The following is a 26,932-nucleotide window of genomic DNA, read 5'->3' as shown; positions in this document are numbered from 1 at the left end:
AGGCGGGGGCGGAGGACCCGCTGTCCGGCTTCCCGGCCGACGACTTCCTGACCGGCAAGGGTGGCTTCCTCCAGGTGTTCACGCACGGCCTGACCGGGCTCAGGCTCCGCGAGGACGGGGTGCGCCTGGCCCCGACGCTGCCGCCCCAGCTCCACGAGGGCGTCACGCTGAAGGGCCTGCGGTTCCGGGACGCGGCGTACGAGGTCGAGGTCGGCCCCCGGACGACCACGGTCCGCCTGACCTCGGGCACCCCGTTCACAGTGCACACCGAGGAGGGGCCGCGCCGCCTCGCCTCCACGCTGACCCTGCCCACCCGCCGCCCCGACATGGTCCCGACGGCCGACGCGGCGCGCTGCCGCCCGGTGACGGCGACCTCCGAGGCCCCGGGCCTGTATGCGGAGGCGGCGGTGGACGGGAGCCCGGCGACGTCCTGGTCCCCGGAGGGCGCGGCGGGCTCCCTGACGGTGGACCTGGGCGCGCGCCCGCTGCGGATCACGGCGGTGACCCCGCGCTGGAGCGACGTACCGCCCGCTTCCTCCACGTTGGAAACCTCCCTGGACGGACGCTTCTGGCGGCCGTACCTGGCGGGCGACACGGCCAGGAAGGTGCGGCTGACGGTCCGCTCACAGGACCCGGAGAAGCCGGCGGGGGTGACGGAACTGCGGGTGGAGGCGGAGGACCGGTAGAAGGCCGCCTCACCTCATACCGGTAGAGGGCAACATCACCTCCTACCGGCAGGCGGCGGCCCCACCCCGTACCGGTGAGGGGCAGCCTCACCCGGTATTGGCCGGGGGCCGGGGCCGCCTCAGCCATTCGGGCAGGGCGGCACCTTGCCGCTGCGCCGGTCACGGGCGTACTCCGCGCCGGTCTGCTCGTACCAGCCGGTCGGCGGACGGGCGCCCGATGGCAGACAGTCGAAGGCCGGGAAGTAGACCTTCCGGTAGGCGGACGCGTCGGTCAGTCGCGCGGTCAGCTCGAAGGGCTTGCCGCCGGGGCCGCTGATCGTCATCTCCGCCGTGCTGCCGCCGACTTCGTAATGCACCCGGTACCGCCAGCGGCAGTAGCCCGTCGTGGAGGTCGCCCGGACGATGAACGCTTCGGTCTCGTTCTGGTTCAGCGTGATGTGCTTGGCCTCGGGGCCGGTGAAGAACGGCTGGGCGTCCTTGCCGTCCTTGCCGGAGATCTTGAGGCGGGGGCGCGGGGCGTCCACCTCCAGCTCCAGCGGGATGACGTCCGTGACCCCCTGGGAGGGAAAGTGCGCCAGGCTGCCGCCGAGCGGCTTCTCGCACCTCCCGCCCTCCACCACGGGCACGATGTCGGTGATACGGACCTGCTGGGCGGCCCTGCCCTGCACGGTGATCATCCACTCCGCGTTCCCGGCGTCGACGACCTTCCGCCCCTCCCGCCAGGAGCCGCCGGACGAGATCTCCTCAAGGATCTCCCCGTCCCCGCCTGCGTCACGCACCAGGTAGTACCCGATGTCCTTGACGTCCTTGACCTCGACCACGTCGACGGCGTTCTGCGGTGAGAGCCGGTCCGGCACCCGGTCCAGCGGCAGGATCGTCTTCACGGTCGCGGTCAGGACGTCCTGGAACGTCACGGTCACCACGGCCAGGACGATGCCCAGCAACCAGGTGGTCGGGCTCTTCACGAACCGCAGCCGGCCCGTCGCCGCCTCTTCCTCCTCGGGACGCGGCGAGCGCGGCCCGCTCCCCCGGCGTACGCTCGCCCGGGTCAGCGCGCTCGTTCTGCGGGCCCCTCGTCGGTTATTCGCCATCGACCGGCTGCTCCTCGCGCTCATCGGGGTGGGAGGCCGCGGAGGCCTCGGCACGTCGCATCATCAGCAGAACCCCTCCCAGGAACGCGAGCCCCGTGGCCCACCCCCAGGCCGCCCCGAACCGGACGGCGTCGCCGAGAGCCACCCCCAGGTGTTCGGCCGCCGCACCGCTTCCGCCGCGCGGGGCGAACCATCGCATGAGCCGGCCGTCGACGAACGCGGCGACGACGGCGGCCAGGACCGTCGCGTACCAGCCCTTCATGACCAGGTCGACGAGGGCCGCCGGGCGCCACAGCCGTACCTCCGCCGCCCGCCGCGCCAGGGTGCGGAGCGCCACGGCCAGCACCAGGAGGAAGACGGCACAGACCGCCAGGGTCGCGATCCAGCCGCCGAGCAGTTCGGTCCTGAGCGGACGCAGGCGCAGCGCCGGATAGAGGACACCGCTCCACTCCTCGACCGTGGCCGGCGGCCGGTAGTTGTCCCACAGATCCGGATCGAAGGTGACCGAGGCGTCCGGAGACCCCGGGGCCCCCTGCGACAGATGCCTCACCCGGTTGTGGCGCAGGACCGGCCCGCCGGCCACGGCGAGGAGCACGGCCGGGATCAGCCCGGCGCAGAGGAGCTGGCGCCGCTCCCGGACGGAGGACGACAACCTGCCGCGCTTCTCGTGTCCGTCGAGGCTGTCGTGCTGGGCAGCGCGGCCGTCGGTGTCCTCCTCGATCCCGAGGAAGGCCCGCAGCGGTCGCCAGTCCCGGTACCGCCACACCAGGAGCCAGAGGGCGACCTGCAGCCACAGCGTGAGCAGCGCGAACTGGGCTGCCGCGCCGGGCACTTCACCGATCTGGGCCCGCACGAGCCATTCACCGTACGTGGGCACGGAAGTGGAGGCGTCCGGGTCCAGCGCCGGACCGATCAGCATCGCCACCCCCGCGGCGAGCAACGTGGCTCCCCCCAGGGCGAGAACGGCCCCGAACCTCGGCCTGATTCCGGTACTCCCGCGGAACACGCGGTAAGTGAGCAGACCGCTCACCAGCAGGAAGACGACCTGCGGCAGCCACCCCCGCACGGGGTGCAGGTCGAGCACCGCGAAGCCTTCGAGCGAGAGTCCCAGCAGCCGGATCTCGCCCACGGTCGCCTCCGGCCGCACGGCGTCGGAGACCTGCTGCTTCAACGGGTCGAGGAAGAACAGGACGATCGCCTGACACCACGCCCCGTAGGCGGCCAACAGCATGGACAGGCGGCGATTCACCGTCGTATTCCCCCGAGTCGCCTGTGCTGTACGTCAGTTGCGGCAGCAAGTCTGCCGTACGGGCACAGCCGCACCAAGACCTTTACGCCCGGGAGGCCGGGTACGGAAGGCCGCAGGAGCCCTACGGAACGCCGGCCCGGCCGTGCCCGTGGGGCTCACCCAGTCAGCGCCCCGGCAGCCGGGTCTCTCCCGCGGCCTCCGCCTCGGCCTTCGCGTCGCTCACCGCGGCGGCGGCCTCCTTCGCGGCCTCGTCGGCGGCGGCGACGGCGTCCAGCGCGAGCGTCGAGTTCGGCTCGATCTCCGGGGCCCCGACGCCGTCCTTGTCGCTGTCCGCGACATCGCCGGCCGCCGCGTCCGCGCGCTCTGCGGACGGGGGCGAGCCCGTACCGGACGACTGGTCGCCGAACGCGCTGGTGACGGTACGGATCGCCTCGGTCAGCTCGCCCGGGATCACCCAGAAGGTGTTGTTGTCGCTGCCGGCGAGGTGCGGGAGGGTCTCCAGGTACTTGTACGCCAGGACCTTCGCGTCGGCGTTGTTGCGGTGGACGGCCTGGAAGACGAGCTCCACGGCCTTCGACTCGCCGTCCGCCCGCAGGATCATGGCCTGCTGCGTGCCCTGGGCCTCCAGGATGTCCTTCTGCTTCGTGCCCTCCGCGGTGAGGATCTTGGCCTGCCGCTCACCTTCGGCGTGCAGGATGGCCGCGCGCTTGTCCCGCTCGGCCCGCATCTGCTTCTCCATCGCCTCCTTGATGGTGTTCGGCGGATCGATGGCCTTGATCTCGACGCGGTTGACCCGGATGCCCCACTTGCCCGTCGCGTCGTCGAGGACGGCACGGAGCCGGGCGTTGATCTCCTCACGGGAGGTGAGCGTCCCCTCCAGGTCCATGGAGCCGATGACGTTTCGCAGGGTGGTCACGGTGAGCTGGTCGATGGCGTGCAGATAGTCGGCGACCTCGTAGGCCGCCGCCCGGGGATCGGTGATCTGGTAGTAGAGCACGGTGTCGATGTTGACCACGAGGTTGTCCTCGGTGATCACCGGCTTGGGATCGGACGAGTACACCTGTTCCCGCACGTCGAGCTTGGTGTTGACGCGGTCCGCCACCGGCAGGACGAAGTTCAGACCGGGCTGGAGCGTTCTGCGGTACCGGCCGAACCGTTCGATGTTGTAGCGGCGCGCCTGCGGAACGATCCGCACGGTGGCGGCCACGAGGAACACCACGACGAGCGCCGCCACAAGAATCGGGATGACCACCGGATCCATGCTTCTTCCTCCATCGCTGCTCGCTACGGGCGCGGCGCCGAGGGTTCAGCGCCACGTGCTCAGCGCTACGTGTTCAGCCGGTCACGGAAGGAGTTCACGGGGATACACGACGGCGGTGGCGCCGTCGATCTCCATGACGTCCACCAGCGTCCCCACCGGGATCACATGGCTTTCGTCGAGAGCGCGGGCGGTCCACTCCTCACCGGAGAGCTTGATCAGGCCGTGGGTGGCGGTGACCTCCTGCATGACCTCGGCCCGCTTGCCGATCAGCGCGTCGCTGCCCTCACGGGTCAGGGGCCCCTGCGCGATGTGCCGCATCGCGACGGGGCGGACGAGGGCGAGACCCGCTGCCGCCGCCAGTCCGAGCGCCACGAGCTGACCGAGCAGACCGACGCCCACCCCGGCCACGACGGCAGCGACCACTGCCGCACCGGCCAGCAGCCCGAAGACCAGCGTCAGAGTGAAGAACTCCGCAGCGCCGAGCGCCGCGGCGGCGAACAACCAGGCGAACCACGGCATCGAATCAGCCTCCCCAAGGGGACTTATTCAGCTACCTACCCTCTCGGGCCCCGCACGGAACCGTTTGTCCCGCCCGATCTTCGATCGGGCGGGACATGGAGCACGCCCGGGAACATCCCGGAGCACACCCGGAGGCGGCCGAAACGTCGGCGAAGAGCCGGTCGCGCTCCTCGTCGGACAGCACGTCACGGACGATGGCGGAGTAGTTCGCGTCACCGGTGGATGCGCCTGATAGCCTGCGATCTTCGCCGGTCACCCGGACGGAGTCCCCCGGCAGGTTTTCATGTCTTGCTCTGAGCAGCTCATGACAGCTCTCGATTCCCTGGACCGCGCCTTCGCCGCAGAAGATCCCTTCCCCGTCACGGGGTGCACCTTTTGCTACAGCGAGCAGGACTTCGCCGAACTCTCCGGGCCACTCCATCTCATAACCGATGATCTGGTTTCCTCGGTTGCCGCAGAGGTACCTGATCACTGGGAGGACTTTCCGCGCCTCTATCGTCGCCTCGTCCCTCGCATCATTCGCCTGCTCGTCACCGGCCGGCTCCACGTCGGCGAGGAGCTCATCGCCTCACGCCTGAATCAGGCGGGCTGGGCTACCTGGGACCTGCCCTTGACCGAGGCCCTACGAGGCGTCTGGTCCACCTGGTGGCAGAGCACGCTGCAGACCCACCCCAGCCCCGTGCCCGTCAGGGACGCCCTCAGCGTCATCGCCGTATCCACCGACAACCTGCGTCCTTGGCTGGACACGTGGACCGCGACCAATACCCCAGCTGCCGACGCGCACTTGGCAGACCTCGTTACCGACGTGATGTACAAGTTCGAGATCACCGACTTGCGCATGGGCTTCTACGAAGAGTACGACGCCACTGCCGAGCTCCTGGGCTGGCTCCTCACCGACGTGCGCGATCGTGTCATCGACACGCGTCTCGACGATCCCTTCCTCCATGAGCACCTTCAGGCAACCGCTCAACGACACGACTGATCTGCTTCACCATCCGGAAATCGAGCGGAGAGGCCCATCACCTTCCGCGACGGACGTGGTGCCCCGCCGACTGGCCTCGTCGTTTCCCGGGGAAACGGCTGCTGGTCGCTCAGTCAATGCAGCACGGGAGCTTCTCCCCAGCGTCGTAGCCACCGTCCCGAAGCGTCAGCCGGTGTGAACAGGGCCGCACCTCTCCCCTGCCGCCCACCAGCCGCTTCGAACAGCTCCGCTCCCCGGCTCCCGCCCTGGTACTGACCTCAGACCGCGACGACTCGTCGAAACCGTGCGGCGACCGCAGACAGAACAAGGAAGCCTGAGCTTGGTGTCCGCCCTTGCAGGCAAGGACAGACGGAAGGTCCACATGCTCTGGGACGCGCGCTCGTCATGCCGCGAATACCGCGCGGACGGCTCCGAACCGGAAAGGAACGCTCCGTAGCTCGACCAAGTAGCAGCTGTCGGAGGCATCATGGCCATCGGTCGGTGCTGTAGCGGCGGGGCTTCTGCGGCCACCGCGTCGCTTCGTCGAACACCTGCCGCGCCGGCACGCGAGCCTGCTCGGAGACCGACTCCTCGCGGCTCTCGTGACCCGTCCCTACTCGTCAAGGACTCGCCCGCGCAGTTCACATCCGATCACCTCGGCCATGGACACCGGACCCTGGCGGGGTGATCACCGGGGTCCTGGTGTTCTGTGGTCCGTCGGGTCGAGCGGGCGGAGCCGCGGGCGAGAGTTAGGCACCGATCCAGGTGACAATGGCGAGCGTGGAGCCGTCGAAGTGCTCGCGTACGCGGCCCGGATGGAGCACAGTTCGCGGCCAGGGTGCGGGTGGGCTGGGCAGCATGGACGCCGCAGTGACGGGGTCGAGGTGGGAGTTCTAGTCCGCCGCCCGGTTCGGGGCGCGGTTCGACAGGGCGGTCGCGATGGCGGCGAAGGCGACTGCGTGACCGCGGGCGTTGGCGTGGATGCGGTCGGCGGCATAGATACCCGGGTCGGCGGCCAGCGGATGGTGGTGGGTGTCGACGTGGATGCCACCGAGTGCGCGTGCCAGGCCGGCGGTGATGCGGTCGAGTTCGTCGAAGCGGCGGGCCATGCCGTCGGCGTGTTCCGGCGGGACGAGGCCCGAACGGGCGACGTCGAACAGGCCGATGGTGACGACGAAGGCGCCGCTCTCGGCGAGAGGCATGAGGAACGCGCTCAGCTCGGCCCGCAGTGTCTCCGGGTCGAAGCTGCGGAAGGCGTCGTTGCCGCCTGCACTCACCATCACCACGTCCGGCTGAAACTGTAGGGCAGCGGCGAGTTGCCGGTCACGGATCTCGTCGAGCAGGAGGTGGGGCGTAGCCAGGTTGACCGCGGCGAAGCCGGGGCGGGTGGCGGCGAGGGCGTCGGTGAAGCGGTCGGCGAAGGACCGGTCGCGGTAGCCGGGAAGGGGGTCCATCACTCCGGCGGTGACACTGTCGCCCACCACGGCCAGCCGCTTCCATGGGAGGTCGCGGAGCAGTCGGGCGGCGGCGTCCGGGGCCATGCAGTACGGGTCGGACAACTCGGCGGTGAGGTCGAGGAGGTCGGCCGGCAGTTCCTGGTCGGGGGCACGGCCAGGCTTTGAGGTCATCGCTGGTCTCCTTAGAGGGTTCGGGCGACGGCCGGGGCCGGGTAGGCCGAGGCCGCGGGCTTGGACAGGGGCGGGGCTGTGACGCGCAGGGCGAGACCGCTGACGGCGGCGGCCAGGTTGACGGCGGTGGCGAACCAGTACACGGCGGCGTACGGTTCCGCGCCGTTGCCCATGACCTCCGCGATGATCACGGCCGTTGTGGCGATGCCGAGGGCGCCGCCGACCTGGCGGGCCGCCATGACCATGCCCGTCGCCGCGGCGAAGTGCTGTGGCGGGGCGGAGAGGGCGGCGGCACTGGAGATACCGACGGTGGCCATGCCGACGCCGACACCCATCACCGTTCCGGACGGGAGCCATAGCGTCCAGAAATGCGGCTCGGTGTCGATCAGCAGAGCCAGGAGGGCCGTCGAGGCGGCGATCAGGGACGAGCCCGCCGCCACCAGCGTGCGCGGTGTGAGAGCGACGGGGAGCCGGCCGATTCCGATGCCGACCACGGCGGTGACGAGTGCCGCCGGGCTCATGGCGAGGCCGGCCTCCAGCGTGGAATAGTCCCAGGCGTCGGTCAGGAAAAGCACGCCAAGCAGCATCGTGGTGAAGAGCGCGGTGCCGTACGCGAGGGAGACGCCACTCGCGACAGCGAACGTCCGGTTGCGGAAGAGGTCGAGCCGTAGCGCCGGCCGCTGATGCCGGAGCGCCCGCAGCACGGTCGCCACGCCCGCGAGGACAGTGACGCCGGCGGCGACCAGGACGTGTACCGAGGACCAGCCGCGGTCAGGGCCCTGCGTCAGGCCGTAGACCGCCGAGCCGACGCTGAGGGCGAGGAGCAGGCCGCCCGCGAGGTCCGGCCCGTGGCCGGTGCGGGACTCGCCCGTCACGAGCTTGCGTCCGGCGACCAGCACCCAGAGGCCCACCGGCACGTTGAGGCAGAACAGCACCCGCCAGTCGAGCGCCTCGACCATGACGCCGCCAAGGGCGGGTCCCGCGGCAGCGGCCAAGGCGCCCGCCGCGCTCCACATGCCGATCGCGGCGCGTCTGCGTTCGGCGGGGATCTCCGCGAGGACCAGGCCCAGCGAGGCGGGCACCAGCAGCGCCGCCGCCAGGCCCTGGAGGCCGCGGGCACCAAGCAGTACGGGCAGGGTCGGAGCGAGGGCGATCAGCAGCGAGGACACCGTGAAGACGGCGACGCCGATCAGGAACAGGCGGGCCCGGCCGACTGCATCGGCCAGCGGTCCAGCCGGCGCGAGCAGGGCGGCGAAGGGGATCACGTAGGCGGTGGCGACCCACGAGACGGTGGTCAGCGAGGCTTCGAAGTCGGCGGCGATCAGCGGCACCGCCAGGTTGGTCACGGTGGCATCGAGGAAGCTCAAGAACGTGCCCGCGCAGGCGAGCGACAGCGCGAGGGAGGCCCGGCGGGTGGAGACGGCAGGAGGGGCGGAAGGGGAGCCGGAAAGCGTCATGGCGAGGATTTAAGAGTACGATCGTTCGTACGTCAATGCCGTACGGTCGTTTGCTAAACTGCCGGGCATGACAGGACGCGCATCGGCTCAGGCAGCACTCGAAACCCGGCGATCGGTACTGCGTGCAGCCTCCGAACTCGCATCCATGGAGGGCCTGGACAGTGTCACCATCGGTCGACTCGCGGACCGGCTGGGGATGAGCAAGGCGGGTGTGATCGGCCAGTTCCGCAGCAAGGAGAAGCTGCAACTGGAAACGGTGGACCTGGTCATGGAGGACTTCCGCACCCAGGTCTGGCAACCAGTGCGACACCTTGACGCGGGGCTGCCACGCCTGTTGGCCGCCTGCGCAGCATGGGTGCGTTATGCCGCCGATCCCGGCTACTCCGGAGGCTGCCTGCTCACGCAGGTCACCTACGACTACGACGCCCGCACCGGCCTCGTCCACGACCGCATCGCCGAGGGCCGCGCCCGCTGGCGGGATTCCCTCCGCCGTGACATCGACGTCGCCGTCGCCGCCGGCGACCTCCCGCCCGGTACGGACGCACCCCAGGTCGTCTACGGCCTTGAGTCCCTGGCCGCCGGCATCACTCCGGCTCGGCTCCTGCACGGCGACGACGAGACGGAGAAGTGGGCACTGCACGGCATGCACGCGATCCTCGGCCTCTCCTCGATGAAGTGACCGCGCGCATCCACCCCTTCGCGATCAGGCCCGCTTGCACGCGGCCAGGCATCCGATCGCGTGTCACCGCCCGGTGAGCAGGTCCGGCAGTTCGCGCATGTCGTCGAAGACGACGGTGTCCGAGCCTTCGCGCGGCTCGGCGGGCATGGGGCCTCCCGACAGCCGAAGGCCCGCACCCCTGCCGCCCGTGCTGCCGCGGGCCACCCCGCTCGTGCCTTGTATCCGACCGACGAAGAAGCCGTACAGCCCGGTGCGGCCAAGGGTGTGGCGCATCTTCTCGTGTGAACCGCTGGGGGCGACGCAGGTTGACACGGTGAGGGATAGTGCCCCCGGAGCGGTCACGGGCCGGGGAGGCGTGCTGCGGCACGTCGGCGCCCTGCGCCGCTAGGTCGCTGTTGGTGCTCTGGGTGCGGAGAGCCGGACGGCCCTGGCGAACAGGACGCCTCACGCATCAATTCGACGAGGTCACGGTGACGCCCGGCCTGGCCAGTAGCAGCCGACATCCCGCCTGCGCCCACAACGCGGAAGGCTCTGCCCACGCACCAAGGAGACCACCGTCCGAAAACCAGCACGGGCGTTGCCATCCCCCCAGCGCCGTCCCAGCACGGCGGAAATGACCTGGGACGACGACAGGTGACGAGGAGGCGGCTATCCCAGCACGAGAAGGAGCAAAGGGCCCGACTCCGAAGAGTCGAGCCCCTCCTGAACTGCATGTTCGCCAGATCAGCGACGTGGTGATAAGTCAGCCACTACACATTGAAGCGGAATGTCTGCGGACTGATCCTGACCTGCGGCGGAGCTCCGTCCAGGGCTCTGAACTGGGGTTTCTTCGTTGGCATGCGTTGGCTCCCGACAGCCGTTTACGGGTGTCCTGCGGACTGGCTGCGGACTGGCGTCCCCCTCTCCACCAGAGAGCCGCCATAAGCGTGCGGCCACACTGCCGCCCTAGTTGCCTCTCGTAGGGCGAGACGAACGGACCACGGGACGGACCGGCGGAGCGCAGCGCGGCTTTCCTCCATCAACCCCACCCCGACCGGGCTACGCTGCCTACCCGCATGCACATCTGCCCAACTGGCGCCTACGACACGGCGGAAGGGTCCTGGTCCCCCAGTTCCTCGACACTCGCTGACGGGGGAGGAAGTAGGGCGGCTGCGAGATTCTGCAGCTGCTCGGCGTCCTCCACGCCGCTGATCGTGACCGAGACACCATCGCGGCTGATCACAACACTCGCCGCCTCGCCCCCCTGCGAGCTCACCCACCTCTTGACCGTCTCGATAGCGGATGGAAGTGCCAACACGCCGGTGACAGCGAGGGTGAGCACATCAAGGCCGTCCCCAAGCGTTCCCCCCTGCAGCCTCCTGGGTTCCCACTGCGCCCGCACAGCTCCTCGCAGCGAAGGGTCACGAGCGATGAATACGCGCAGGCCATCCGGAACTCTTCCCCCACTGGGGAGCGTGATTTCGAACGCGACGCGGGCCGCTTCCGTCGTAGTCATTTCCTGTCCTTCCACGGATTACAGGTAAGCGGGATCAGGTCCCCATCATGGCCGACCTGCCGGCAGGGCACAGGGAACCCTCGGGAGCCCAACTCTTTCTCCAGGTGACGAAACAGGGTATCCGCATAGATCACCCCACCGGCACCAGGAATGCCGGAATCTAGGGACTCAATGAGCACCCCGGTGAATGTGGTGTACCGTTCCCCTTCAGGTGCCATCGACGCATTGGTGGCGGTCGAAGACGTCATGACGTAGGTTCCAGCAATGGCCACCGAGCTGGACAGGTCGGCAGCCAACACATCTAGCGCAGCACCGCTGTAACAGCTATCCAACACTAGGATCCGCGTACCGACGGAACTGTCCGCCAATTGCTCGCGCAGCCGGTCGAACTCCCATGCGGAGTAGCTATGGCGCCGGCGAGAACCGGGCAAACCTAGTAGAAGACGTGCATTCTTGGGATTTGTCCACCCGTGTCCGGCGTAGTAAATGAACAGGCCACCCAAGGCCGGGTCAATACTCTCGATCGCCGCTTCTATGTGGTCGTGAATCTCGACGGACGTGGTGGGGTTGCCGACAGTCCGTATCTTCCCTGCAGGAATACCGAGCCGCTCGACTAGCACCTTCTCCATCGAGGCAAGGTTGTTATCGATCGCCGGAACGCTCGGCATGTCCTCATAGGTGGAGACGCCAATGAGTACGGCAGCACCGTTCCGCCAGCAGTCAAACTGATCCTCCGACACTCCCGAGAATACGCTAATTCCCGGGTCGGCCCCCAAGTCGAACAATGCCTGCATGACTCCAAGTTGAATATTCTGCTCGGGAATGATGGAGCCTCTCACCCAGCCAGAGACAGCGGATCGCGGCACACCAAGACGTTCAGCCAGTGTCGCTTGACTGATTCCCGCCTTGGTTAACTCATGATAAAGCCAAGCCCCGAATTCAACAGCCCCATCCGATATGACCTGCACATTAAAGCGGGCATGATCGGTGTGCCAGTCTTCGGGCCAGCCTCCGCGTCGGATCGAGAACTTTACCGGCTGTATCTCAGCGTTGGATAGCATACCGGGCACAGCCGCAGCGGCGGCGAGATAACGGGCGTAGTCGAGGTCTCGAGTCGCAAGCGTGACCCGTCGGCCGTCACCGTCCTCGGCAAACAACAGACCATAGCCGCCCGGGACGACATCGAGCCCTGCAACCTCGCACAACATCCGGTAGTTATCGACGCCACCAAGGGCTTCGGGGGTAACGAACCCGTACGCATCCGGCGTAAGCTTTCCGGTCGCCCCTCCACTCAAATCGGCCATAGCGTTTGCAGCGCGCTTTTCATCTGCTGCCGCCAGAACCAGGTCATCCCAGCGCTTAGGGTCGAAGTCCTCACCAGCCCAGCGGCACATCGCCAGGGCCAAGACGAGTGCTCGGTGCCGCTGGCTGGCAGAGACAGGAACCCGGAACCCTCGGGCTGGCCCCGTCAATCTCTGCACCTGCCATTCCTTCAGCAGGTGCGCGCCGGGGACCTGCTGAACCCGAGCATCCACTAGCAGCGCACTCAAGGAGGGGTTATGGCCGGCCGCACGCCGGGCCCGCCATGCACGATCACGAAGCGCTCTGAGCTCCTCGTGCAGATTGGCCGCCGCCTTTTTCACAGACCCCCCAGCCACATACTGACCCATACTTCATATTCACCGATCTCCGCAGCGAATCAGGCAGTATTTTAAGGGTGGGCGGACCCCGCCCTTATCCGTGGAAGCGTGCACTCGACGAACGACCCCACCCTTTAGAAATACATCACCGCTTCCAACCGAGTCAAAAAAAACTGAGTCGGATAAACAGTGATCGCACCGCCAACGCCAAGTCAGCACCTTGCCACGACCTGCCCCTCGACGTAGTCGACGGCGTTCAAGTCCGTCTGGACGAAGCAACAGGGCACTGTCACGGCAAGTGAGCCGAAATAGCCGCCTGCAAGGGCTGCAGTGTCCATAGCGTGGCCCCACCAGCCTTCGATGTTGGAGCTGCACACGGGGCACCGGGCACCGCACCAGTTCTCCCCGAGGTCGATGAGGGCTGTGCAGGGGATGTCCCAGACGTCGTAGTCGCCCAACGCCTCAGGAACCAGCTGCTGTAGCCCGGCCTGCGCAGCCTCGCTAACAGCTGGCGCAGGCGAAAAGCGCGGGCCCTTGGGCATGACGTGAAGCAGCCTGATGATCACGTTGCCGACCAGCCGTCCAGGGAGACCTCCGAGCCGTTGTTCAGGTAGTGGTGGAGCGCGCTGGCCGTGGTGTCCACGAAGGCGTCGGGGATGGCCTCAGCACCGACCCAGCGGACCTGGGAGTGCTTGCGGGGTTCGCGGTTTTCGGGTTCGCCGGTCCATTCGTGGGTGGCGAAGACGACCGTGAGGAAGCCGTTGGGAGACTCGACGCCCCAGGCGCCGTGGATGATGTGAGCGACCTTGAGGGACTCGGGCTTCACCGTGAGGCCGGTCTCCTCGTAGAGCTCGCGGACTGCCGTCTCAGTGATGGGCTCGCCCGGTTCGCTCTTGCCGACGGGCAGGTCCCACATCCCCTGGGCGAACTTGGCGTTCTCGCTGCGCTGGAGGAGGACGACACGGTTGGTGGCCTTGTCGTGGACGATGACGGCCGCGACCAGCAGGGTCATTGAGTCGAGTGCTGGCTTGAGGGCCGGGGGGCGGTTGTCGGTCTGCTGGGCCACGGGGTTCCCTTCGTCAGGCGGGTTGTTGGGCATGTTAGGCGAGGGCCTCGCGCGCTCGGCGGGCGAGATCTGCTGCACCTGGGACGCGGCGGCGCTGGTAGATCGCGAGGGTGGAGCGGATCGAGGTGATGGCCTTGCGGGTGCGGTCGGAGGTCATGCCCTCCATGAGGACCAGGGCCTGGGTCCAGGCGGCGACGGCTTCGTCGGCACGGGCTTGGGCGGCGAGGCTGTCGCCGAGGTCGGCGTGGGTGAGGGCGTGGACGCGCTTGTACTTCTCCGGGTCCCATCGGGTGAGTGCGTCGCGGTGCTGTTGTTCCGTTCCGATGTGGTCGGAGAGGTCGGTCAGCGTGCGTGCGGTGTGGCTGGCGACTGTGCCGGCGGCGGGGCCGCTGACGCGGGAGAAGCTGGGCTGGGGACCGTCCTCGCGCAGGAGGGCGTCTTCGGCAGCGAGGAGAGCGCGGGCGGCCAATGGGTTCTCGCCGACGGCTGCGTAGGCGCGGGCGTGCGTGATGTGGAGGAGCGCTTCGGTCTGGCCGTCTACGTGGCCGAGACCGCGGGCGAGCGCGCCTTTGACGAGGTCCACGCAGTGGTGGGGTTGCTTGAGGCTGAGGGACTGGTGGGCGAGGGCGCGCATCATCCAGGCGGCATGGCCGTGGGGGTCGGCTTCGCAGGCGAGTTGGTAGCCGACCTGGTAGTAGCGCTGGGCGGCGCCTTCGTGGCCGAGGTCGTGGTGCTTCCATCCTGCGAGGTAGGCGAGTTCGGCGACGGCGCCGAAGGCTGCATGACGTAAGGCTTCTGTGGGGAAGCGGCCGCGCAGCATGGGGGCTGCTGTGTCGGCGAGGTAGGCAGTGACCGTGGTCAGGCCGTGCCCGCCGCCGAGGCGTTCGTCGGCGGCGCTGAAGGCTGACGTGATCTGTCGTACGACGTCGATGTCGTCGCTGCCTACGAGGGAGCGGGCGGTGCGGGCGCGGAGCATCCGTGAGGTGGCTTCGTGGTCGTGCAGGAGCGGCATGGCCACGCCGGCCGTGGTGAAGGCGGCGATGGCGAGGAATTGGCGGCGTTCGACGTCCGCGCGGCCGAGGTCTGTGACCGCGGTGACGGGGTCGGTGTCCGGTGGCGGCTCAGCGTGGGGCGAGTGGAGCCCGAGCTCGGTTCGGGTGACGACGCGGCCCAGGCGCCGGGAGAGGGCTTCGGCGAGGTACTGGCCTGCCTGGCCGGTCGGCGTGCGGGCACCGGCCACCCAGTGGGAGATGGCCGACTTGTTGGTCTGGAGCAGTTCGCCGTTCTCGGCGGCGATGCGGCGTACGTCCTTGGCGAGTGCCTCGTACGTGCACCCGGCGGCGTTGATCGTGTCGCGCAGGCGGGAGTTGGCGCTGGTCGGTGCCGGCACGATCGCCTCCGCTCCGGATCCGTAAACCGTGTATACCGCTTGGCCTCGCTCACACCGTACCCACTCTGCGTAGCGGGCGGTTCACTTATCGACAGCCGCCCCACTCACGGAATCACGGTCGGGCGGCCCCCAAATTCCGTACGCCCCAACGGGCTCGGGCATTCCTGTGCCCCGGTCCGGACGATTAGAGACGGAGACACGGTGACCACCATCGACACCGCGACCATCACGGTCGAGCTGCCCGACGCCTTCGACCCGCGCTGGAACCGCCTGCCCGGCATCCAGGTGGACGGCCGACGCATCATCATCGACCCGGCCGAGTACTTCTTCCGCTTCGAGTCCAGCACCTGGCTCGTCGCCGACTGGGAGTTGGTGAAGGCTCAGCTCCTCTACGTGGACGAGACGACCGAGAGCGCGGTCGAGCAGCTCGCGCTCGACTTCATCAAGAACCACGGCGACTCCACCTCCGACGCCGCCCGCGTGCTGGCGACGGCGTACGGGGTGTACTCGTACCTCTTCCGCGAGGAGCACCTGGCCGGCCTCGGCCTCCCGCAGATCACCGCCGACCACCTGCACATGCTGCGCGAGGCAGCTACGTTGATGGCGCTCAACAAGGTCGAGCTGGACGGGCACATCTCCAACGTCGGCCCGTGCTGGTTCTTCCCCGCCGCCACGTCCGTCGTCTTCGACCTGGACGACGAGACGGGCGGAATGCTGGACGAGGTCTACCACGGCGGCTGGTTCAACGAGCACCGACGGATCGAGTCCATCAAGGCCCACGCCGCGCTCGGTGGCCGGCTCGTGCACGGCTGCCAGTCCGTGCCGGACCAGTCCGGCGGCGTCGTCGCGCCCTACGGTGCCTCGATGGCCAACTTCCGTTACGACCTGGCCGAGTTCAAGGCGGACTGGATCGAGCAGGTCTACGCCCACCGCGTGACCGCAGCCGAGTAACCCCACCCCTAGTACGGCTCCGGGGCGGGCCAGCTCGCGCGCGCCCGTCCCGGAGCCCACCAGCCCCTGGAGACCCCCATGGACCAGAGCCTGTCCGCCACCCTGCTGGACGACCTGTGCACCCTCGTCGGCAAGCACCTCCCCGAACGTGCCGAGATTCGTGTCTGGGGCATGTCCGGCGTCGAACGCGTCACCTTCCCCGACGGCACCACAGCCGTTTTCAAGTACGCCAAGGAGCCCTTCGACCGCGAGGCCCAGGCCCTACGGGTGGCCCACCAGCGCGGGCTCCCAGTCCCTGCCCTCCACGCCACCGCCATGCAGGACAAGTGGCTCGGGATGCTCATGGACGACCTCGGCACCCCTGTACGGGAAGCCGACGACCTCGACGGCATCGCCGCCGCCGTCATGCTCCATGCCGCCCGCCCGGCGGGTGGTCTGCCGCTCCTCGATGGGGCGGGTCTCGCAGCTCTGCCCGGCCGAGCCCTAGATCACCTCCAGCGGCTGCGGAAAGCCGACCGATGGACGGACTGCGACGACATCGAGACCGCGCTGGGGAAGATCTCCGCCGCGGCCGAGACCCGCGTCCAGGGGGCGACGCTCGACCCGTTCGGCTGGGTCCACTCTGAGTTCCACCCCACGAGCGTCCACATCGGGGAGAACGGCTGGCACCTCCTCGACTTCGCACGCGCCTTCACCGGACCCGGCCTGATCGACCTCGCCTCGTACCACGGCACCATCGACGTACCGAGCCCCTTCCGAATGCGGGTGTTCCTGGAGCAGTACGTCGCCGCAGGCGGTCATGAGGACGCCCTCGCCGCCCGGGGCGGCCTGGCCGCCGAGGCGTGGGCCCTGGGCTGGCACCGCATGTGGGCCGTGGAGTGGTTCATGGAGCAGGCCATCCGCTGGATCGACGACCCGGCCAAGGACCCCGCGTACATCCCCGTCGTCCGCCGCCACCTGAACGACGCGGTCCAACTCCTGGAGGTCTAGGTGCTCGCCCAGGTCTCCCCCTGGTACGCCCACGCAGCCCAGCGCACAGCCGCCGCCCCCGCGCACGCCCTCACCGCGCCGGCCCGGATGGAATGGAGCACCCACGCGGGCATCGGTCCCGGCGCCGAGATCCTGGGCCGGGACCTGTGCGGCAAACGCGTCCTGGAGCTGGGCTGCGGCCCCGGCCACAACGTGGCCCACATCGCGAAGCATCACCAGGCCCGTGTCACCGGGGTGGACCTGGTCGGCCTCCAGGTACGCCGGGCCCGCTCCCACTACGGCCACATCGACGGCGCCACGTTCGCCGCCGGCCACGCACTGCACCACCTTCAGGCCACCGGCCAGACCTTCGACACGATCTACTCCGTCTTCGGCGCCGTCGGCCTCGTCGCCCCCGAGCTCCTCCTCGCCGCCATTTCCCGACGCCTGAAACCGGGCGGTGTCCTGGCCTTCTCCGTCCCTCACCCGGCACGGGCCGGAAGACATCCATCCACGGACGACCGTCCGCGCGAGGACTACGTCACCATGCCCGACCGCACCCGACTTCCCCTCACTCGATGGGAGTTCGACGCCCGCCGCTGGGGAGCCCACCTCTCCCGGGCAGGCCTGGGCATCACCTCGGCGGTGGAGCTGCGGCACCCGCGCCGCGACCCGTGGCCCACCACCCTCCTGATCACCGCCCGCAAACGCTGACCGACGGAGGCACCGATGACCCTGCCCTACCTGCTTCTCGACATCGACGGCGTCCTCATACCGTTCCCGGCCGCCGACGGGAGCACCCCGCCGACCCACGTTCGCCACACCGTCCTGCCCACCGGCCGGCGCCCCGACGACTCCGTGCCCATCTGGCTCGACCCGAGCCAGGGCCGCATTCTCACCGACCTCCTGACCAACGGGATCGTCACCCCCGTGTGGTGCACGAGCTGGCGCAAGGACGCCACTACGATCATCGGCCCTCTCCTGGGACTGCCCGACTTCCCTTACCTCGACCTGCCTCGTCCCCAGATCACCACCAGTCACCCCGACGGCTACCTCTGGAAACGCGACCACGTCGACACCTGGCTCGGCAGATCTCCCGCCGTCTGGATCGACGACGACTTCACCAGCCTCGACCACGGCTGGGCGGCGGAGCGCACCTCCAGGGGAACGCCGACCCTCATCGTTCAGCCCGACCCACACCTCGGGCTGCAGCCCGAGCATCTGACCAAGGTGACGAAGTGGGTCTCGCAGTTACCCACAGCCCGCGCCGTCTGACGACTGATGCCCTCGCCGCCACGAGCAGCGAAGGCATCAGGATGCGCTGTGGGGTCTGACTCCCTGGTGCCTGTGGAGTCGGGACCCACCTCAGGCGGTGCCGACTATCCTGCCGGACCTACGGATCGGCTGACCGAGAAGCTTCTCCACCTCCGCGGATGCGGCGTTGAGGAATTCCTGACCGAACAGACAGAGGGACTCTTCCCAGGGGTGCCCAAAACTGCCCATACGGAAGTCTTCCGAGAGGTAGATGTAGTAATCCCCATCGGGGTACGGACTCAAAGGCCAGGCCAGCCGCCCAGGGCCACCGACGTCCTGCGGTGCGAAGCGGTACGACGTGTGCTGCCAGTCGAGTGCGAGCAGTGTTCCGCTCGGGCCGATGCAGGAAGTCAGCCCCTGCTCGACCACCTCGACCAAGCGGTCCAAACGCTCGTCTTCAGGGTCGTCGTCGAGCACGGCTAGGCTCCAGGTAACCGAGGCGACGGGCTCCTTGATGGCTGGCCACTTGAAAGACCTCGTACTCGGCTGGAACTTGAACTCGTCGTAGAAGCGGTCCCAAACGCGTCGGTACTCGGCCTCAAGCAGCTCGACCACGGGACTCTCCATCATGGCCCGATCCTATCGAGTCGCCCGTGATGCTCCCTCGGGAAACGTGTCGCACGGGGGCTGTGCTGGTCTTCGCCTGCCGGTCCCTTCGTCGGGAATCTGGCTGGGAGAAACCGGGGTCAGTAGTGCCGAATGCGCTCTTCCGGCCTCGTAGCCACTGGTGTGGCCGGAGGGCGCAGCGTGGCCGACATGGATGACGTTCCGCTGGTGGTGCTCCGGCTGCGAGCCGCTTGCGTCCGCCGGTTCGGCTGAGCGGTGATACGCCAGTTGAGGACCTCGGCGGGGCGCTCGGCGCTGTCGAGATCCCGCTGGCCCGCCGATGGGCCCGAGAGCTGGATCTTCACGGCGCCGCAAGGCGGGCCTGTGGTCTACACGCACTTCATGGACGGGTCCTGGCGGCCCGCCTGCGCGAAGGCCGGCATAGCGAAGGGCACCGGACCCCACGCCCTCCGGCACCACTACGCCAGCCTGTTGATCAAGCACGGCGAATCCGTGAAGACGGTCTCCGAGCGCCTCGGCCACACCAACGCGGCCATGACGCTGAACATCTACACCCACCTGTGGCCCGACTCCGAGGAGCGGACCCGGGCCGCGGTCGACAAGGCGCACGCGGACCAGTCCGCTGATGCCCAGCCACGGGCCGACGAAGCGGCGTAGCCGCTCCCCCGCGTGTCGGACCCATCCAGCACGCTGTGGACTCTGCGTGGACCACAAAGGCCGCCCGACCCACTCCGCTACGAGTCAGGCGCCTTTCACCGCTCGCCGACCGGGACTCTTCCAGCGCGGACGGAACTCAGCCTCGCTCCTTGAACCAGTTCAGGATCCCCCGAGCGTCCTTGATGTAGTGCGTGGACTGGCCTCTGTGTCCGTCGTCGTCCCAATATTCTTGGTCCGTGCGGATACCGACCTCGTCGGTGAAGGCGTCCGTAACCTTCTCCGTGCGGACGTACTTCCCGTCAGAGCTCCAGCCCGGATAACTCCTCGTGCGGGTCTCCCTGCGACCTCGGTACTTCTCGTCGTACTCGTCGATGAAATCGCTCAGGAACACTGCCTCGTCGTCCGTCAGCCGCACGCCGGATAGGGCGAGTTGTTCTCCGATGCGCTCGCGGAGTCTCTTCTTCTCATTCCGATCCACTTTTCCCTCCCTGCTCGCGGCTAGATGCCTCTTGCTCATCATCTCCGCAGCCTGCCTCCAACATCGCCGGGATCCACAGATCGGCAGCCGGGCATCCGCACGGCACCTGGCTCCACCGGCTGACCGACCAACGGAAGGTCACTCTCATCAATGACGGGTATCAGGGATGCAGGAACCGATCCGACCGGGCCCTGACCGGATGCCTTCCGCACCACACCCCCGTTGGAGATCGTCCCTACTCAGGACCGATTCACGCCCTGTGATCGCGCGGGCTCTGAGGCCGTGCCAGTCCCTCCCAGAACAAGCAGTCACGGGGGTGCTGCTTGGCAACCTGCGGGAGCACCGGATCAGCGACCTTGCCGCGTATGGCCACGTCGTCGAGCGAGGCAATGACATCGAGAACCGAACGCGGCTCGAACTGTCCCGCCAGCCGCTTCGCCTTGTTACGCACGTTGTTCGGCGTCGGGCCAGCGTCGAGAACCGAGTGATGCCACAGCCGGCTGTGGTGGGCGCACCGGTTGCGCAGGTAGACCAACGACCTCACACGGTAGGCGAACCCGGCCTTCGCGACCCCGACGCTGGTCGCCACGGCATCGGCCAGTGCGCCACTGGCTCCGCGCTCGATGGCCTTGGACAGCGTCCCGAACGACCACGCTTCAACGGCGGACCACACGGGCAGCTTGCTGTAGTCGACACGGTCACCTTCGGTGCCCCTGTACCGCAGGATGTGGCGGTCCTTGCTCCGGTCGATGTCGCGCAGGCACGACTCGACGGTCGGCTCAGCCTTGCCGACGTCGGTGTAGAAGCTTTCCTCGAGGAAGCTGCTGTACGGACCATGCACGTCGGCGATCACTCGGGCAACATGCGTGCGCAGCAGGAGTTCGACCCGTGCGAGAGGTTGGCTGAGCGTGGTGCGTAGCACCTCATCGGCTTGGTAGATGCGACGGATCTCAGCGAACGTCGTGCCGGGCGTGAACGTATCGTCGCCCATGTGGGGGGCCCGCTGGAAGTAGCGAGCGTAGCCGGAGAAACGGTAGTAGTTGTTCGAGCCAAAGAACGCCGCACAGACGTCCTCGTCGTCGATGACGAGGCCACGGCTGGCCAGGAGCGCGACCTGCTCCTCCACGGACAGGCTCGGCTTCACTCGCACCCCGGAAAGAAAGAGGCCCCTCCCATTTGAGCATCGTGGAGAGGCTTGGGAGGGGGTCGATTGCAACCATTCTAGCCGATGCGCCGAGCCTCGCACCAGCCGCCGCCTTCGGGTCGACCGGCTACTTCTTCCCGTCCGTCCCGCCGGTTCCCGCGGGCGGACCCATCCAGCACGTTGCGGACTCCGTGCGGACCGCAAAGGCCGCCCAACCCGCTCCGTCGCAGGTCAGACGGCCTTTCGCTGAACGTATTAGACGTTGAAGCGGAACTCCACCACGTCCCCGTCCTGCATGACGTAGTCCTTGCCCTCCATGCGCGCCTTGCCCTTGGCGCGGGCCTCGGCGACCGAGCCGGTCTCGACCAGGTCGGCGAAGGAGACGATCTCCGCCTTGATGAAGCCCTTCTGGAAGTCCGTGTGGATCACACCGGCTGCCTCCGGGGCCGTGGCACCCTTCTTGATGGTCCAGGCGCGGGCTTCCTTCGGGCCTGCCGTGAGGTAGGTCTGGAGGCCCAGGGTCTCGAAGCCGACGCGGCCGAGGGTGGCGAGGCCGGGCTCTTCCTGGCCCATGGACTGGAGCAGTTCGAGGGCCTCGTCGTCGTCGAGCTCGATCAGCTCGGACTCGATCTTGGCGTTCAGGAAGATCGCCTCGGCGGGGGCGACCAGGGCGCGCTGCTCGTTCTTGAAGTCCTCGTCGACCAGCTCGTCCTCGTCGACGTTGAAGACGTACAGGAACGGCTTGACGGTGAGCAGGTGCAGCTCGTGGAGGAGCCGGCCCTTCTCGGTGGACGCCGTGATGCCCGCGGCGAACAGGGTCTGGCCGGACTCCAGGATCTTCTGCGCCTCCTCGACCGCGGCGAGGACCGCGACCTTCTCCTTCTGGAGGCGGGACTCCTTCGTCAAGCGCGGGACAGCCTTCTCGACGGACTGGAGGTCGGCGAGGATCAGCTCGGTGTTGATCGTCTCGATGTCGTCCTTCGGCGAGACCTTGCCGTCGACGTGGACGACGTTCTCGTCCTTGAAAGCCCGGATGACCTGGCAGATCGCGTCGGACTCGCGGATGTTCGCCAGGAACTTGTTCCCCAGGCCCTCACCCTCCGAAGCGCCCCGGACGATGCCGGCGATGTCGACGAAGTCCACCGTCGCCGGGAGGAGCCGCTGGGAGCTGAAGATCTCCGCGAGCTTGTTCAGGCGCGGGTCCGGGACGCCGACCACGCCGACGTTCGGCTCGATCGTGGCGAACGGGTAGTTGGCCGCCAGCACGTCGTTCTTGGTCAGGGCGTTGAACAGGGTCGACTTACCGACATTCGGCAGGCCGACGATTCCGATCGTGAGCGACACGTTGGCGACTTCCTGGAGTGAGGCGGGGAGGGGCGGGGGCAGAGCGTCCCGGGGCCGGCTCGGCCGTTGGAGGCCGGGGCCCGGAGTGGACCGATTCTCCAGTCTACGGGCCTCCCCCACGGGCCCGAACAGTGACGGCTTTCGGCCGTGTGGCATCGAACGCAACCCCAAGGTCGGCCAAAGCGCGTGTCCAACGCCTGAATCCCCGCCCCCCGCGACCTACGTTGTGGAGGTGGAGCAGCACAGGACACGTCCCCCGCAGCGCAGGCAGCCCCCGCAGTCCGCGCCCGCCCCGCCCGCGCCGGGCGGTCCCGCCGGTGAGAGTTCCGCCGTGTACCGGGTACGGGTGCGCAGCGTGCCGCCCGTGGTTCTCGCCCTGCGGCGGTTCCCCAACCCGCGGCTCACCGGGATCGGCGCCGGGCTGTTCGCCGCCCTCACCATGTTCGTGCTCGCCTGTGTCGACCGGCTGCTGTTCGACAGCTCCGAGCTCGTGTACGGGCTGCTCTTCCTGCCCGTCAGCGCCCTCACCGCGCTCTGGGTCCGGCCCGCCGACCTGGTCACCGCGCCGATCAGCGTGCCGATCGCCTTCGCCGTCGGGGTGTTCCCGATCTCCGGGGGGTCCGAGGGGTTCGGCGGGCAGGTCATGGGGCTGGTCACCGCCCTCGCCGTGCACGCCGGCTGGCTGTACGGCGGAACGCTCGTCGCGGGCCTCATCGCCTCCGTACGCAAGGTGCGGCTGATGCGGGCCCGGCGGCGGTACGTCCTGGCCCAGGGGCGCGGTCCCGCCGGGCCCGCCGGTGAGCGGGCGCCCCGGGCCGCGGCCGCGGGTGCTGCCGCTGCCGGGAAGCCCGTACGGGCCGGGGCGGGCCCGGCGGCAGCGGCTCGGCGTCCTCAGCGGCCCTGACGGGGCGCGGCGGGGCCGGTGGGCCGGCAGCTGCGGCTCCGCGGCATCCCTCAACTGTCCCGGACGGGGCACGGCGGCTGTGGCTCCGCGCCCTCCCTCAGCGATCCTGACGCCTGTCGGCCCCGCTCAGCCCCGGCGCGGGTCTGCTCGGCCCGACGACAGCCAGGCCGAGCGTTTGTCGGCCTCTCTCGGCCCAGACCGCTCCGCTCAGCCCTTGCCCGGCCCCGAGCCCGCCGCAGCCATCGCCGCGCCCACGATGCCCGCGTTGTTCTGGAGCTGGGCCGGGACGATCTCGGCCCGGACCTTCTCGATCAGCGGCAGGAACTTCTCCGCCTTGCGGCTCACCCCGCCGCCGATGATGAACAGCTCGGGCGAGAACAGCATCTCCACGTGCAGCAGATACTTCTGGACCCGGTGCGCCCAGTGCTGCCAGCTCAGGTCCTCGTCCTCCTTGGCCTTCGTGGAGGCGTGCTTCTCCGCGTCGTGGCCGTGCAGCTCCAGGTGGCCCAGCTCGGTGTTGGGGACGAGCCTGCCGTCGGTGAAGACCGCGCTGCCGATGCCCGTACCGAACGTCAGCAGGATGACCGTGCCCGTACGGCCCTTGCCCGCGCCGAAGGTCATCTCGGCGACCCCGGCCGCGTCCGCGTCGTTCAGGATGGTGACGGGCTGGCCGATGCGCTCGCCCAGCAGGGTGCGGGCGTCCGTGTCCACCCAGCCCTTGTCGACATTGGCCGCGGTGCGGGTGATGCCGTCCGTGACGACCCCCGGGAACGTGATGCCGACCGGGCCCGACCAGTCGAAGTGGCCGACCACCTCCGCCACGCCGTCGGCCACGCCCTTGGGCGTGGCCGGGTGCGGTGTCAGCACTTTGTGGCGCTCCTGCGCCAGGTCTCCGCGGTCCAGGTCCACGGGAGCGCCCTTGATCCCGGATCCGCCGATGTCCACGCCGAAGATCTCCATGGATCCCACGGTACGGGGCGGCCGGGCGCCTTGCGCGGCTACTCGGCGGAAAGGGCGGCGGCCTCGGCGCGCAGGTCGCGGCGGAGCTCCTTGGGGAGGGAGAAGGTGATCGACTCGTCGGCCGTCTTCACCGTCTCCACGTCCGCGTAACCGCGCTCCGCGAGCCACTCGATGACCCCGTCGACCAGGACGTCGGGGACCGAGGCCCCTGAGGTCAGGCCGACCGTCGTCACACCCTCCAGCCACGCCTCGTCGATCTCGCTCGCGAAGTCGACCAGGTACGCCGCGCCGGCGCCGGCGTCGAGGGCGACCTCGACCATGCGGATGGAGTTCGAGGAGTTCTTGGAGCCGACCACGATGACCAGCTCGGCGTCCTCGGCCAGCTTCTTCACCGCGATCTGGCGGTTCTGTGTGGCGTAGCAGATGTCGTCGCTGGGCGGCGAGAGGAGGTTGGGGAACTTCGACTTGAGGGCGCCGACCGTCTCCATCGTCTCGTCGACGGACAGGGTGGTCTGGGAGAGCCAGACGACCTTCGACTCGTCGCGGACCTCGATGTTCGCCACGTCCTCGGGGCCGTCGACCAGCTGGATGTGGTCGGGGGCCTCGCCGGAGGTGCCGATGACCTCCTCGTGGCCCTCGTGGCCGATCAGGAGGATGTCGTAGTCCTCCTTGGCGTACCGGACGGCTTCCTTGTGGACCTTGGTGACGAGCGGGCAGGTCGCGTCGATGGTGGCGAGCTTGCGCTCGGCGGCCTCCGCGTGGACGGTGGGCGCGACTCCGTGCGCGGAGAACATCACGATGGAGCCCTCGGGCACCTCCGCGGTGACGTCCACGAAGATCGCACCCTTCTTCTCCAGGGTCTGCACGACGTACTTGTTGTGCACGATCTCGTGGCGGACGTAGATAGGGGCCCCGTACTGCTCCAGGGCCTTCTCGACGGCGATCACGGCACGGTCCACGCCCGCGCAGTAGCCACGGGGAGCGGCGAGCAGGACACGGCGGGCAGGCGTTGCAGTCATGCGTCCCATCGTAAGGCCGTGGCGAACAGGCGCGAGGACGGCCCGATCGGGACACTGGTCGCGGTACGTGTGCAAGAAATGGCTGATGGTGATGGAGGGGCGGTGACCTCGGTGTCGGGGAGCGGAGCGGAGAGCGGTACGGGGAGTGGTTCGGCGGGTGGTGCCGGCAGCGGTAGCCGTACGGAGGAGGGCCGGCTGCGGCGGACGCTCGGGTTCCGGGATCTGGTCGTCTACGGGCTCCTCTTCATCGCCCCGATGGCCCCCGTAGGCGTGTTCGGCACCCTGGACGCGAAGTCCGACGGCGCGGTCGCCCTCGTCTACATCGTGGCCACCGTGGTCATGGGCTTCACCGCGTTCAGTTACGCCCAGATGGTGCGGGTCGCCCCCTTCGCCGGTTCGGTCTTCACGTATGCCCGCAAGGGGCTCGGCGAAGGGCCGGGGTTCATCGCCGGGTGGATGGCGATGCTCGACTACCTGCTGATCCCCGCCGTCGCCTACCTCTTCTCCGGGATCGCGATGAACGCCCTCGTCCCGGAGGTCTCGCGGTGGGTGTGGACCGCGATCGCGGTGCTCGTGACCACCCTGCTCAACCTGTGGGGCGTACGGGCGGCCGCCCGGGTCGGGTTCGCCGTGCTGGCCATGGAGATCGTGGTGCTGCTGGTCTTCGTGGTCTCGGCCGTGGTCGTCCTCGTACGGGACGGGGCGCAGCGCGGCTGGCTGACGCCGCTGACCGGGGACACCTCGTTCTCCATGGCGGCCGTGCTGGGGGCCGTGTCGATCGCCGTGCTGTCGTATCTGGGCTTCGACGCCATCGCCTCGTTCGCCGAGGAGGTGACGGGCGGCTCGCAGAAGGTGGCGCGGGCGGTGCTGTTCTGTCTGGTGCTCGCCGGTGTGCTGTTCGTGGCGCAGACGTATCTGGCGGCGCTGCTGGAGCCGATGAGCTCGGCGGAGCTGGCGGCGGACCCGGCGGCGCAGGGGTCGGCGTTCTACGACGCGGTGGACGCCTCGGTGGGGACCTGGCTGCACGATCTGGTGGCGGTGAGCAAGGCGATCGGGGCCGCGTTCGCCGCGCTGGCGGGGCAGGCCGCCGCCGGCCGCCTCGTCTTCGCGATGGCCCGGGAGCGGCGGCTGCCGCACCTCCTCGCGAAGGTCGACCCGACGTCCGGCGTGCCGCGGCTGGCGATCCTCGGCGCGGGCATCATCACGCTGGTGGCCGCCGTGTGGGCGGCCCGGCGCGACGACGGGCTGGACCATCTGGTCTCGGTGGTGGACATCGGCGCGCTGACGGCGTTCATCCTGCTGCACGCGTCGGTGGTCGGCTGGTTCGCCGTACGCCGGATGGCGGGGCCGCCGGTGTGGTGGCGGCATGTCCTCGTCCCGGTGGTCGGTGCGGGGGTGCTGGTCGCGGTCATCGTGGAGGCGACGACCTCCGCCCAGGTGGTGGGCGTCTGCTGGCTCGGGGTGGGGCTCGTGGTGCTGGCGGTGCAGGGGACGGGGCGCCGG

The 26,932-nt window shown here is 68.8% G+C and carries 28 protein-coding genes and 1 pseudogene; 10 read left to right on the top strand and 19 right to left on the bottom strand.

Translation table 11 applies throughout. The features are described 5' to 3' along the window. Positions 1-686: glycosyl hydrolase family 65 domain-containing protein (locus tag JS521_RS18140; protein WP_205084016.1), on the top strand; the 686-nt coding region annotated here is incomplete at its 5' end. 119 nt (positions 687-805) lie between these two features. Here the strand turns inward: JS521_RS18140 and JS521_RS18135 are convergent. The 4 genes from JS521_RS18135 to JS521_RS18120 form a co-directional block, all read right to left on the bottom strand. Continuing rightward, the gene (locus JS521_RS18135; protein ID WP_205084015.1) at positions 806-1,777 is read right to left on the bottom strand and encodes a hypothetical protein; all 972 of its coding nucleotides are present in this window, start codon (positions 1,775-1,777) and stop codon (positions 806-808) included. After that, the gene (locus tag JS521_RS18130) at positions 1,767-3,026 is read right to left on the bottom strand and encodes a hypothetical protein (protein WP_205084014.1); all 1,260 of its coding nucleotides are present in this window, start codon (positions 3,024-3,026) and stop codon (positions 1,767-1,769) included. Before JS521_RS18130 ends, JS521_RS18135 begins: the two co-directional genes overlap by 11 nt. A gap of 163 nt (positions 3,027-3,189) precedes the next feature. After that, a complete protein-coding gene (locus JS521_RS18125; RefSeq protein WP_205084013.1) occupies positions 3,190-4,287 on the bottom strand; it encodes an SPFH domain-containing protein in 1,098 nt (365 codons plus the stop codon). Between the two features lie 81 nt (positions 4,288-4,368). After that, positions 4,369-4,806 carry an NfeD family protein gene (locus JS521_RS18120; protein ID WP_205084012.1) on the bottom strand — a complete coding sequence of 146 codons (438 nt, stop codon included), beginning with the start codon at positions 4,804-4,806 and terminating at the stop codon, positions 4,369-4,371. 283 nt (positions 4,807-5,089) lie between these two features. On the opposite strand from JS521_RS18120, the gene JS521_RS18115 reads away from it, so the two are divergent. Beyond that, positions 5,090-5,788, top strand: a complete 699-nt coding sequence (locus JS521_RS18115; RefSeq protein ID WP_205084011.1) for a hypothetical protein — start codon at positions 5,090-5,092, stop codon at positions 5,786-5,788. 872 nt (positions 5,789-6,660) lie between these two features. Here JS521_RS18115 and JS521_RS18110 read toward each other — a convergent pair. Together JS521_RS18110 and JS521_RS18105 are read right to left on the bottom strand one after the other, a co-directional pair. Then, positions 6,661-7,395, bottom strand: coding sequence for an SGNH/GDSL hydrolase family protein (locus JS521_RS18110; RefSeq protein ID WP_205084010.1), 735 nt, complete (start codon positions 7,393-7,395; stop codon positions 6,661-6,663). 11 nt (positions 7,396-7,406) lie between these two features. Continuing rightward, positions 7,407-8,852, bottom strand: coding sequence for a DHA2 family efflux MFS transporter permease subunit (locus tag JS521_RS18105; protein WP_205084009.1), 1,446 nt, complete (start codon positions 8,850-8,852; stop codon positions 7,407-7,409). Between the two features lie 67 nt (positions 8,853-8,919). Between JS521_RS18105 and JS521_RS18100 the strand changes: the two genes are divergently transcribed. After that, entirely contained in the window at positions 8,920-9,531 is a 612-nt protein-coding gene (locus tag JS521_RS18100) for a TetR/AcrR family transcriptional regulator (protein ID WP_205084008.1), read from the top strand. A gap of 63 nt (positions 9,532-9,594) precedes the next feature. Here the strand turns inward: JS521_RS18100 and JS521_RS18095 are convergent, their stop codons facing one another. From JS521_RS18095 to JS521_RS18070, 6 genes are all read right to left on the bottom strand, one after another. After that, a complete protein-coding gene (locus JS521_RS18095; RefSeq protein WP_205084007.1) occupies positions 9,595-9,804 on the bottom strand; it encodes a hypothetical protein in 210 nt (69 codons plus the stop codon). A gap of 805 nt (positions 9,805-10,609) precedes the next feature. Further along, positions 10,610-11,026: an effector-associated constant component EACC1 gene (locus JS521_RS18090; RefSeq protein WP_205084006.1), complete on the bottom strand. Its 417-nt coding sequence runs from the start codon at positions 11,024-11,026 to the stop codon at positions 10,610-10,612. After that, complete coding sequence (locus tag JS521_RS18085) at positions 11,023-12,696, bottom strand: caspase, EACC1-associated type (RefSeq protein ID WP_205084005.1); 1,674 nt, start codon at positions 12,694-12,696, stop codon at positions 11,023-11,025. Before JS521_RS18085 ends, JS521_RS18090 begins: the two co-directional genes overlap by 4 nt. A gap of 182 nt (positions 12,697-12,878) precedes the next feature. Beyond that, entirely contained in the window at positions 12,879-13,232 is a 354-nt protein-coding gene (locus JS521_RS18080) for a hypothetical protein (protein ID WP_205084004.1), read from the bottom strand. After that, positions 13,229-13,765 (bottom strand): NUDIX domain-containing protein, encoded by a 537-nt coding sequence (locus JS521_RS18075; protein WP_205084003.1) that lies wholly within the window; start codon positions 13,763-13,765, stop codon positions 13,229-13,231. The genes JS521_RS18080 and JS521_RS18075 overlap by 4 nt, the downstream gene beginning before the upstream one ends. Before the next feature lies 1 nt (position 13,766). Next, complete coding sequence (locus JS521_RS18070) at positions 13,767-15,122, bottom strand: NsdA family TPR-like regulatory protein (protein WP_205084002.1); 1,356 nt, start codon at positions 15,120-15,122, stop codon at positions 13,767-13,769. Between the two features lie 201 nt (positions 15,123-15,323). Between JS521_RS18070 and JS521_RS18065 the strand changes: the two genes are divergently transcribed. From JS521_RS18065 to JS521_RS18050, 4 genes are all read left to right on the top strand, one after another. Then, entirely contained in the window at positions 15,324-16,073 is a 750-nt protein-coding gene (locus JS521_RS18065; RefSeq protein WP_205084001.1) for a hypothetical protein, read from the top strand. A gap of 78 nt (positions 16,074-16,151) precedes the next feature. Then, complete coding sequence (locus JS521_RS18060; RefSeq protein WP_205084000.1) at positions 16,152-17,063, top strand: phosphotransferase family protein; 912 nt, start codon at positions 16,152-16,154, stop codon at positions 17,061-17,063. Beyond that, positions 17,064-17,756 carry a class I SAM-dependent methyltransferase gene (locus JS521_RS18055; protein WP_205083999.1) on the top strand — a complete coding sequence of 231 codons (693 nt, stop codon included), beginning with the start codon at positions 17,064-17,066 and terminating at the stop codon, positions 17,754-17,756. It begins immediately after the preceding gene. A gap of 15 nt (positions 17,757-17,771) precedes the next feature. After that, positions 17,772-18,317, top strand: coding sequence for an HAD domain-containing protein (locus tag JS521_RS18050; RefSeq protein WP_205083998.1), 546 nt, complete (start codon positions 17,772-17,774; stop codon positions 18,315-18,317). 90 nt (positions 18,318-18,407) lie between these two features. Here the strand turns inward: JS521_RS18050 and JS521_RS18045 are convergent, their stop codons facing one another. Beyond that, the gene (locus JS521_RS18045) at positions 18,408-18,911 is read right to left on the bottom strand and encodes a DUF2716 domain-containing protein (RefSeq protein ID WP_307847909.1); all 504 of its coding nucleotides are present in this window, start codon (positions 18,909-18,911) and stop codon (positions 18,408-18,410) included. A gap of 131 nt (positions 18,912-19,042) precedes the next feature. After that, positions 19,043-19,234, bottom strand: a pseudogene (locus JS521_RS36720) (relaxase/mobilization nuclease domain-containing protein); the annotation flags it as partial. A gap of 52 nt (positions 19,235-19,286) precedes the next feature. On the opposite strand from JS521_RS36720, the gene JS521_RS18040 reads away from it, so the two are divergent. After that, entirely contained in the window at positions 19,287-19,580 is a 294-nt protein-coding gene (locus tag JS521_RS18040) for a tyrosine-type recombinase/integrase (protein WP_372448594.1), read from the top strand. 136 nt (positions 19,581-19,716) lie between these two features. Here JS521_RS18040 and JS521_RS18035 read toward each other — a convergent pair whose 3' ends face one another. From JS521_RS18035 to ychF, 3 genes are all read right to left on the bottom strand, one after another. Next, a complete protein-coding gene (locus JS521_RS18035) occupies positions 19,717-20,100 on the bottom strand; it encodes a hypothetical protein (protein WP_205083996.1) in 384 nt (127 codons plus the stop codon). 208 nt (positions 20,101-20,308) lie between these two features. After that, entirely contained in the window at positions 20,309-21,184 is an 876-nt protein-coding gene (locus JS521_RS18030; protein WP_205083995.1) for an Abi family protein, read from the bottom strand. Between the two features lie 273 nt (positions 21,185-21,457). After that, entirely contained in the window at positions 21,458-22,546 is a 1,089-nt protein-coding gene (ychF, locus tag JS521_RS18025) for a redox-regulated ATPase YchF (protein WP_205083994.1), read from the bottom strand. Between the two features lie 331 nt (positions 22,547-22,877). Here ychF and JS521_RS18020 point away from each other — a divergent pair, with 331 nt between their 5' ends. Further along, on the top strand, positions 22,878-23,450 hold the full coding sequence (locus JS521_RS18020; protein WP_205084017.1) for a DUF6542 domain-containing protein: 573 nt from the start codon (positions 22,878-22,880) through the stop codon (positions 23,448-23,450). A gap of 207 nt (positions 23,451-23,657) precedes the next feature. Here JS521_RS18020 and ppgK read toward each other — a convergent pair whose 3' ends face one another. Together ppgK and JS521_RS18010 are read right to left on the bottom strand one after the other, a co-directional pair. Next, a complete protein-coding gene (gene ppgK / locus JS521_RS18015) occupies positions 23,658-24,410 on the bottom strand; it encodes a polyphosphate--glucose phosphotransferase (protein ID WP_205083993.1) in 753 nt (250 codons plus the stop codon). Positions 24,411-24,448: 38 nt separating this feature from the next. After that, positions 24,449-25,438: a 4-hydroxy-3-methylbut-2-enyl diphosphate reductase gene (locus JS521_RS18010; RefSeq protein WP_205083992.1), complete on the bottom strand. Its 990-nt coding sequence runs from the start codon at positions 25,436-25,438 to the stop codon at positions 24,449-24,451. Positions 25,439-25,531: 93 nt separating this feature from the next. Here JS521_RS18010 and JS521_RS18005 point away from each other — a divergent pair. Further along, on the top strand, positions 25,532-26,932 hold a 1,401-nt coding region (locus JS521_RS18005; RefSeq protein ID WP_307847908.1), incomplete at its 3' end, for an APC family permease.

This window comes from Streptomyces durocortorensis (genome assembly GCF_016901035.1).
In the GTDB taxonomy this organism is placed as follows: Bacteria; Actinomycetota; Actinomycetes; order Streptomycetales; family Streptomycetaceae; genus Streptomyces; species Streptomyces durocortorensis.
The sequence above is the reverse complement of the archived record's forward strand: the minus strand, read 5'-3'. Positions and strand labels throughout refer to the sequence as shown.

What these genes read in the sequence shown, in the direction of transcription:
- ppgK (WP_205083993.1), bottom strand. Translation starts at nt 24,410, where the DNA reads ATGGAGATCTTCGGCGTGGACATCGGCGGATCCGGGATCAAGGGCGCT.
- JS521_RS18010 (WP_205083992.1), bottom strand. Translation starts at nt 25,438, where the DNA reads ATGGGACGCATGACTGCAACGCCTGCCCGCCGTGTCCTGCTCGCCGCT.
- JS521_RS18115 (WP_205084011.1), top strand. Translation starts at nt 5,090, where the DNA reads ATGTCTTGCTCTGAGCAGCTCATGACAGCTCTCGATTCCCTGGACCGC.
- JS521_RS18135 (WP_205084015.1), bottom strand. Translation starts at nt 1,777, where the DNA reads ATGGCGAATAACCGACGAGGGGCCCGCAGAACGAGCGCGCTGACCCGG.
- JS521_RS18050 (WP_205083998.1), top strand. Translation starts at nt 17,772, where the DNA reads ATGACCCTGCCCTACCTGCTTCTCGACATCGACGGCGTCCTCATACCG.
- JS521_RS18125 (WP_205084013.1), bottom strand. Translation starts at nt 4,287, where the DNA reads ATGGATCCGGTGGTCATCCCGATTCTTGTGGCGGCGCTCGTCGTGGTG.
- JS521_RS18120 (WP_205084012.1), bottom strand. Translation starts at nt 4,806, where the DNA reads ATGCCGTGGTTCGCCTGGTTGTTCGCCGCCGCGGCGCTCGGCGCTGCG.
- JS521_RS18095 (WP_205084007.1), bottom strand. Translation starts at nt 9,804, where the DNA reads ATGCGCCACACCCTTGGCCGCACCGGGCTGTACGGCTTCTTCGTCGGT.
- JS521_RS18035 (WP_205083996.1), bottom strand. Translation starts at nt 20,100, where the DNA reads ATGATGAGCAAGAGGCATCTAGCCGCGAGCAGGGAGGGAAAAGTGGAT.
- JS521_RS18075 (WP_205084003.1), bottom strand. Translation starts at nt 13,765, where the DNA reads ATGCCCAACAACCCGCCTGACGAAGGGAACCCCGTGGCCCAGCAGACC.
- JS521_RS18105 (WP_205084009.1), bottom strand. Translation starts at nt 8,852, where the DNA reads ATGACGCTTTCCGGCTCCCCTTCCGCCCCTCCTGCCGTCTCCACCCGC.
- JS521_RS18110 (WP_205084010.1), bottom strand. Translation starts at nt 7,395, where the DNA reads ATGACCTCAAAGCCTGGCCGTGCCCCCGACCAGGAACTGCCGGCCGAC.
- JS521_RS18060 (WP_205084000.1), top strand. Translation starts at nt 16,152, where the DNA reads ATGGACCAGAGCCTGTCCGCCACCCTGCTGGACGACCTGTGCACCCTC.
- JS521_RS18085 (WP_205084005.1), bottom strand. Translation starts at nt 12,696, where the DNA reads ATGGGTCAGTATGTGGCTGGGGGGTCTGTGAAAAAGGCGGCGGCCAAT.
- JS521_RS18090 (WP_205084006.1), bottom strand. Translation starts at nt 11,026, where the DNA reads ATGACTACGACGGAAGCGGCCCGCGTCGCGTTCGAAATCACGCTCCCC.
- JS521_RS18100 (WP_205084008.1), top strand. Translation starts at nt 8,920, where the DNA reads ATGACAGGACGCGCATCGGCTCAGGCAGCACTCGAAACCCGGCGATCG.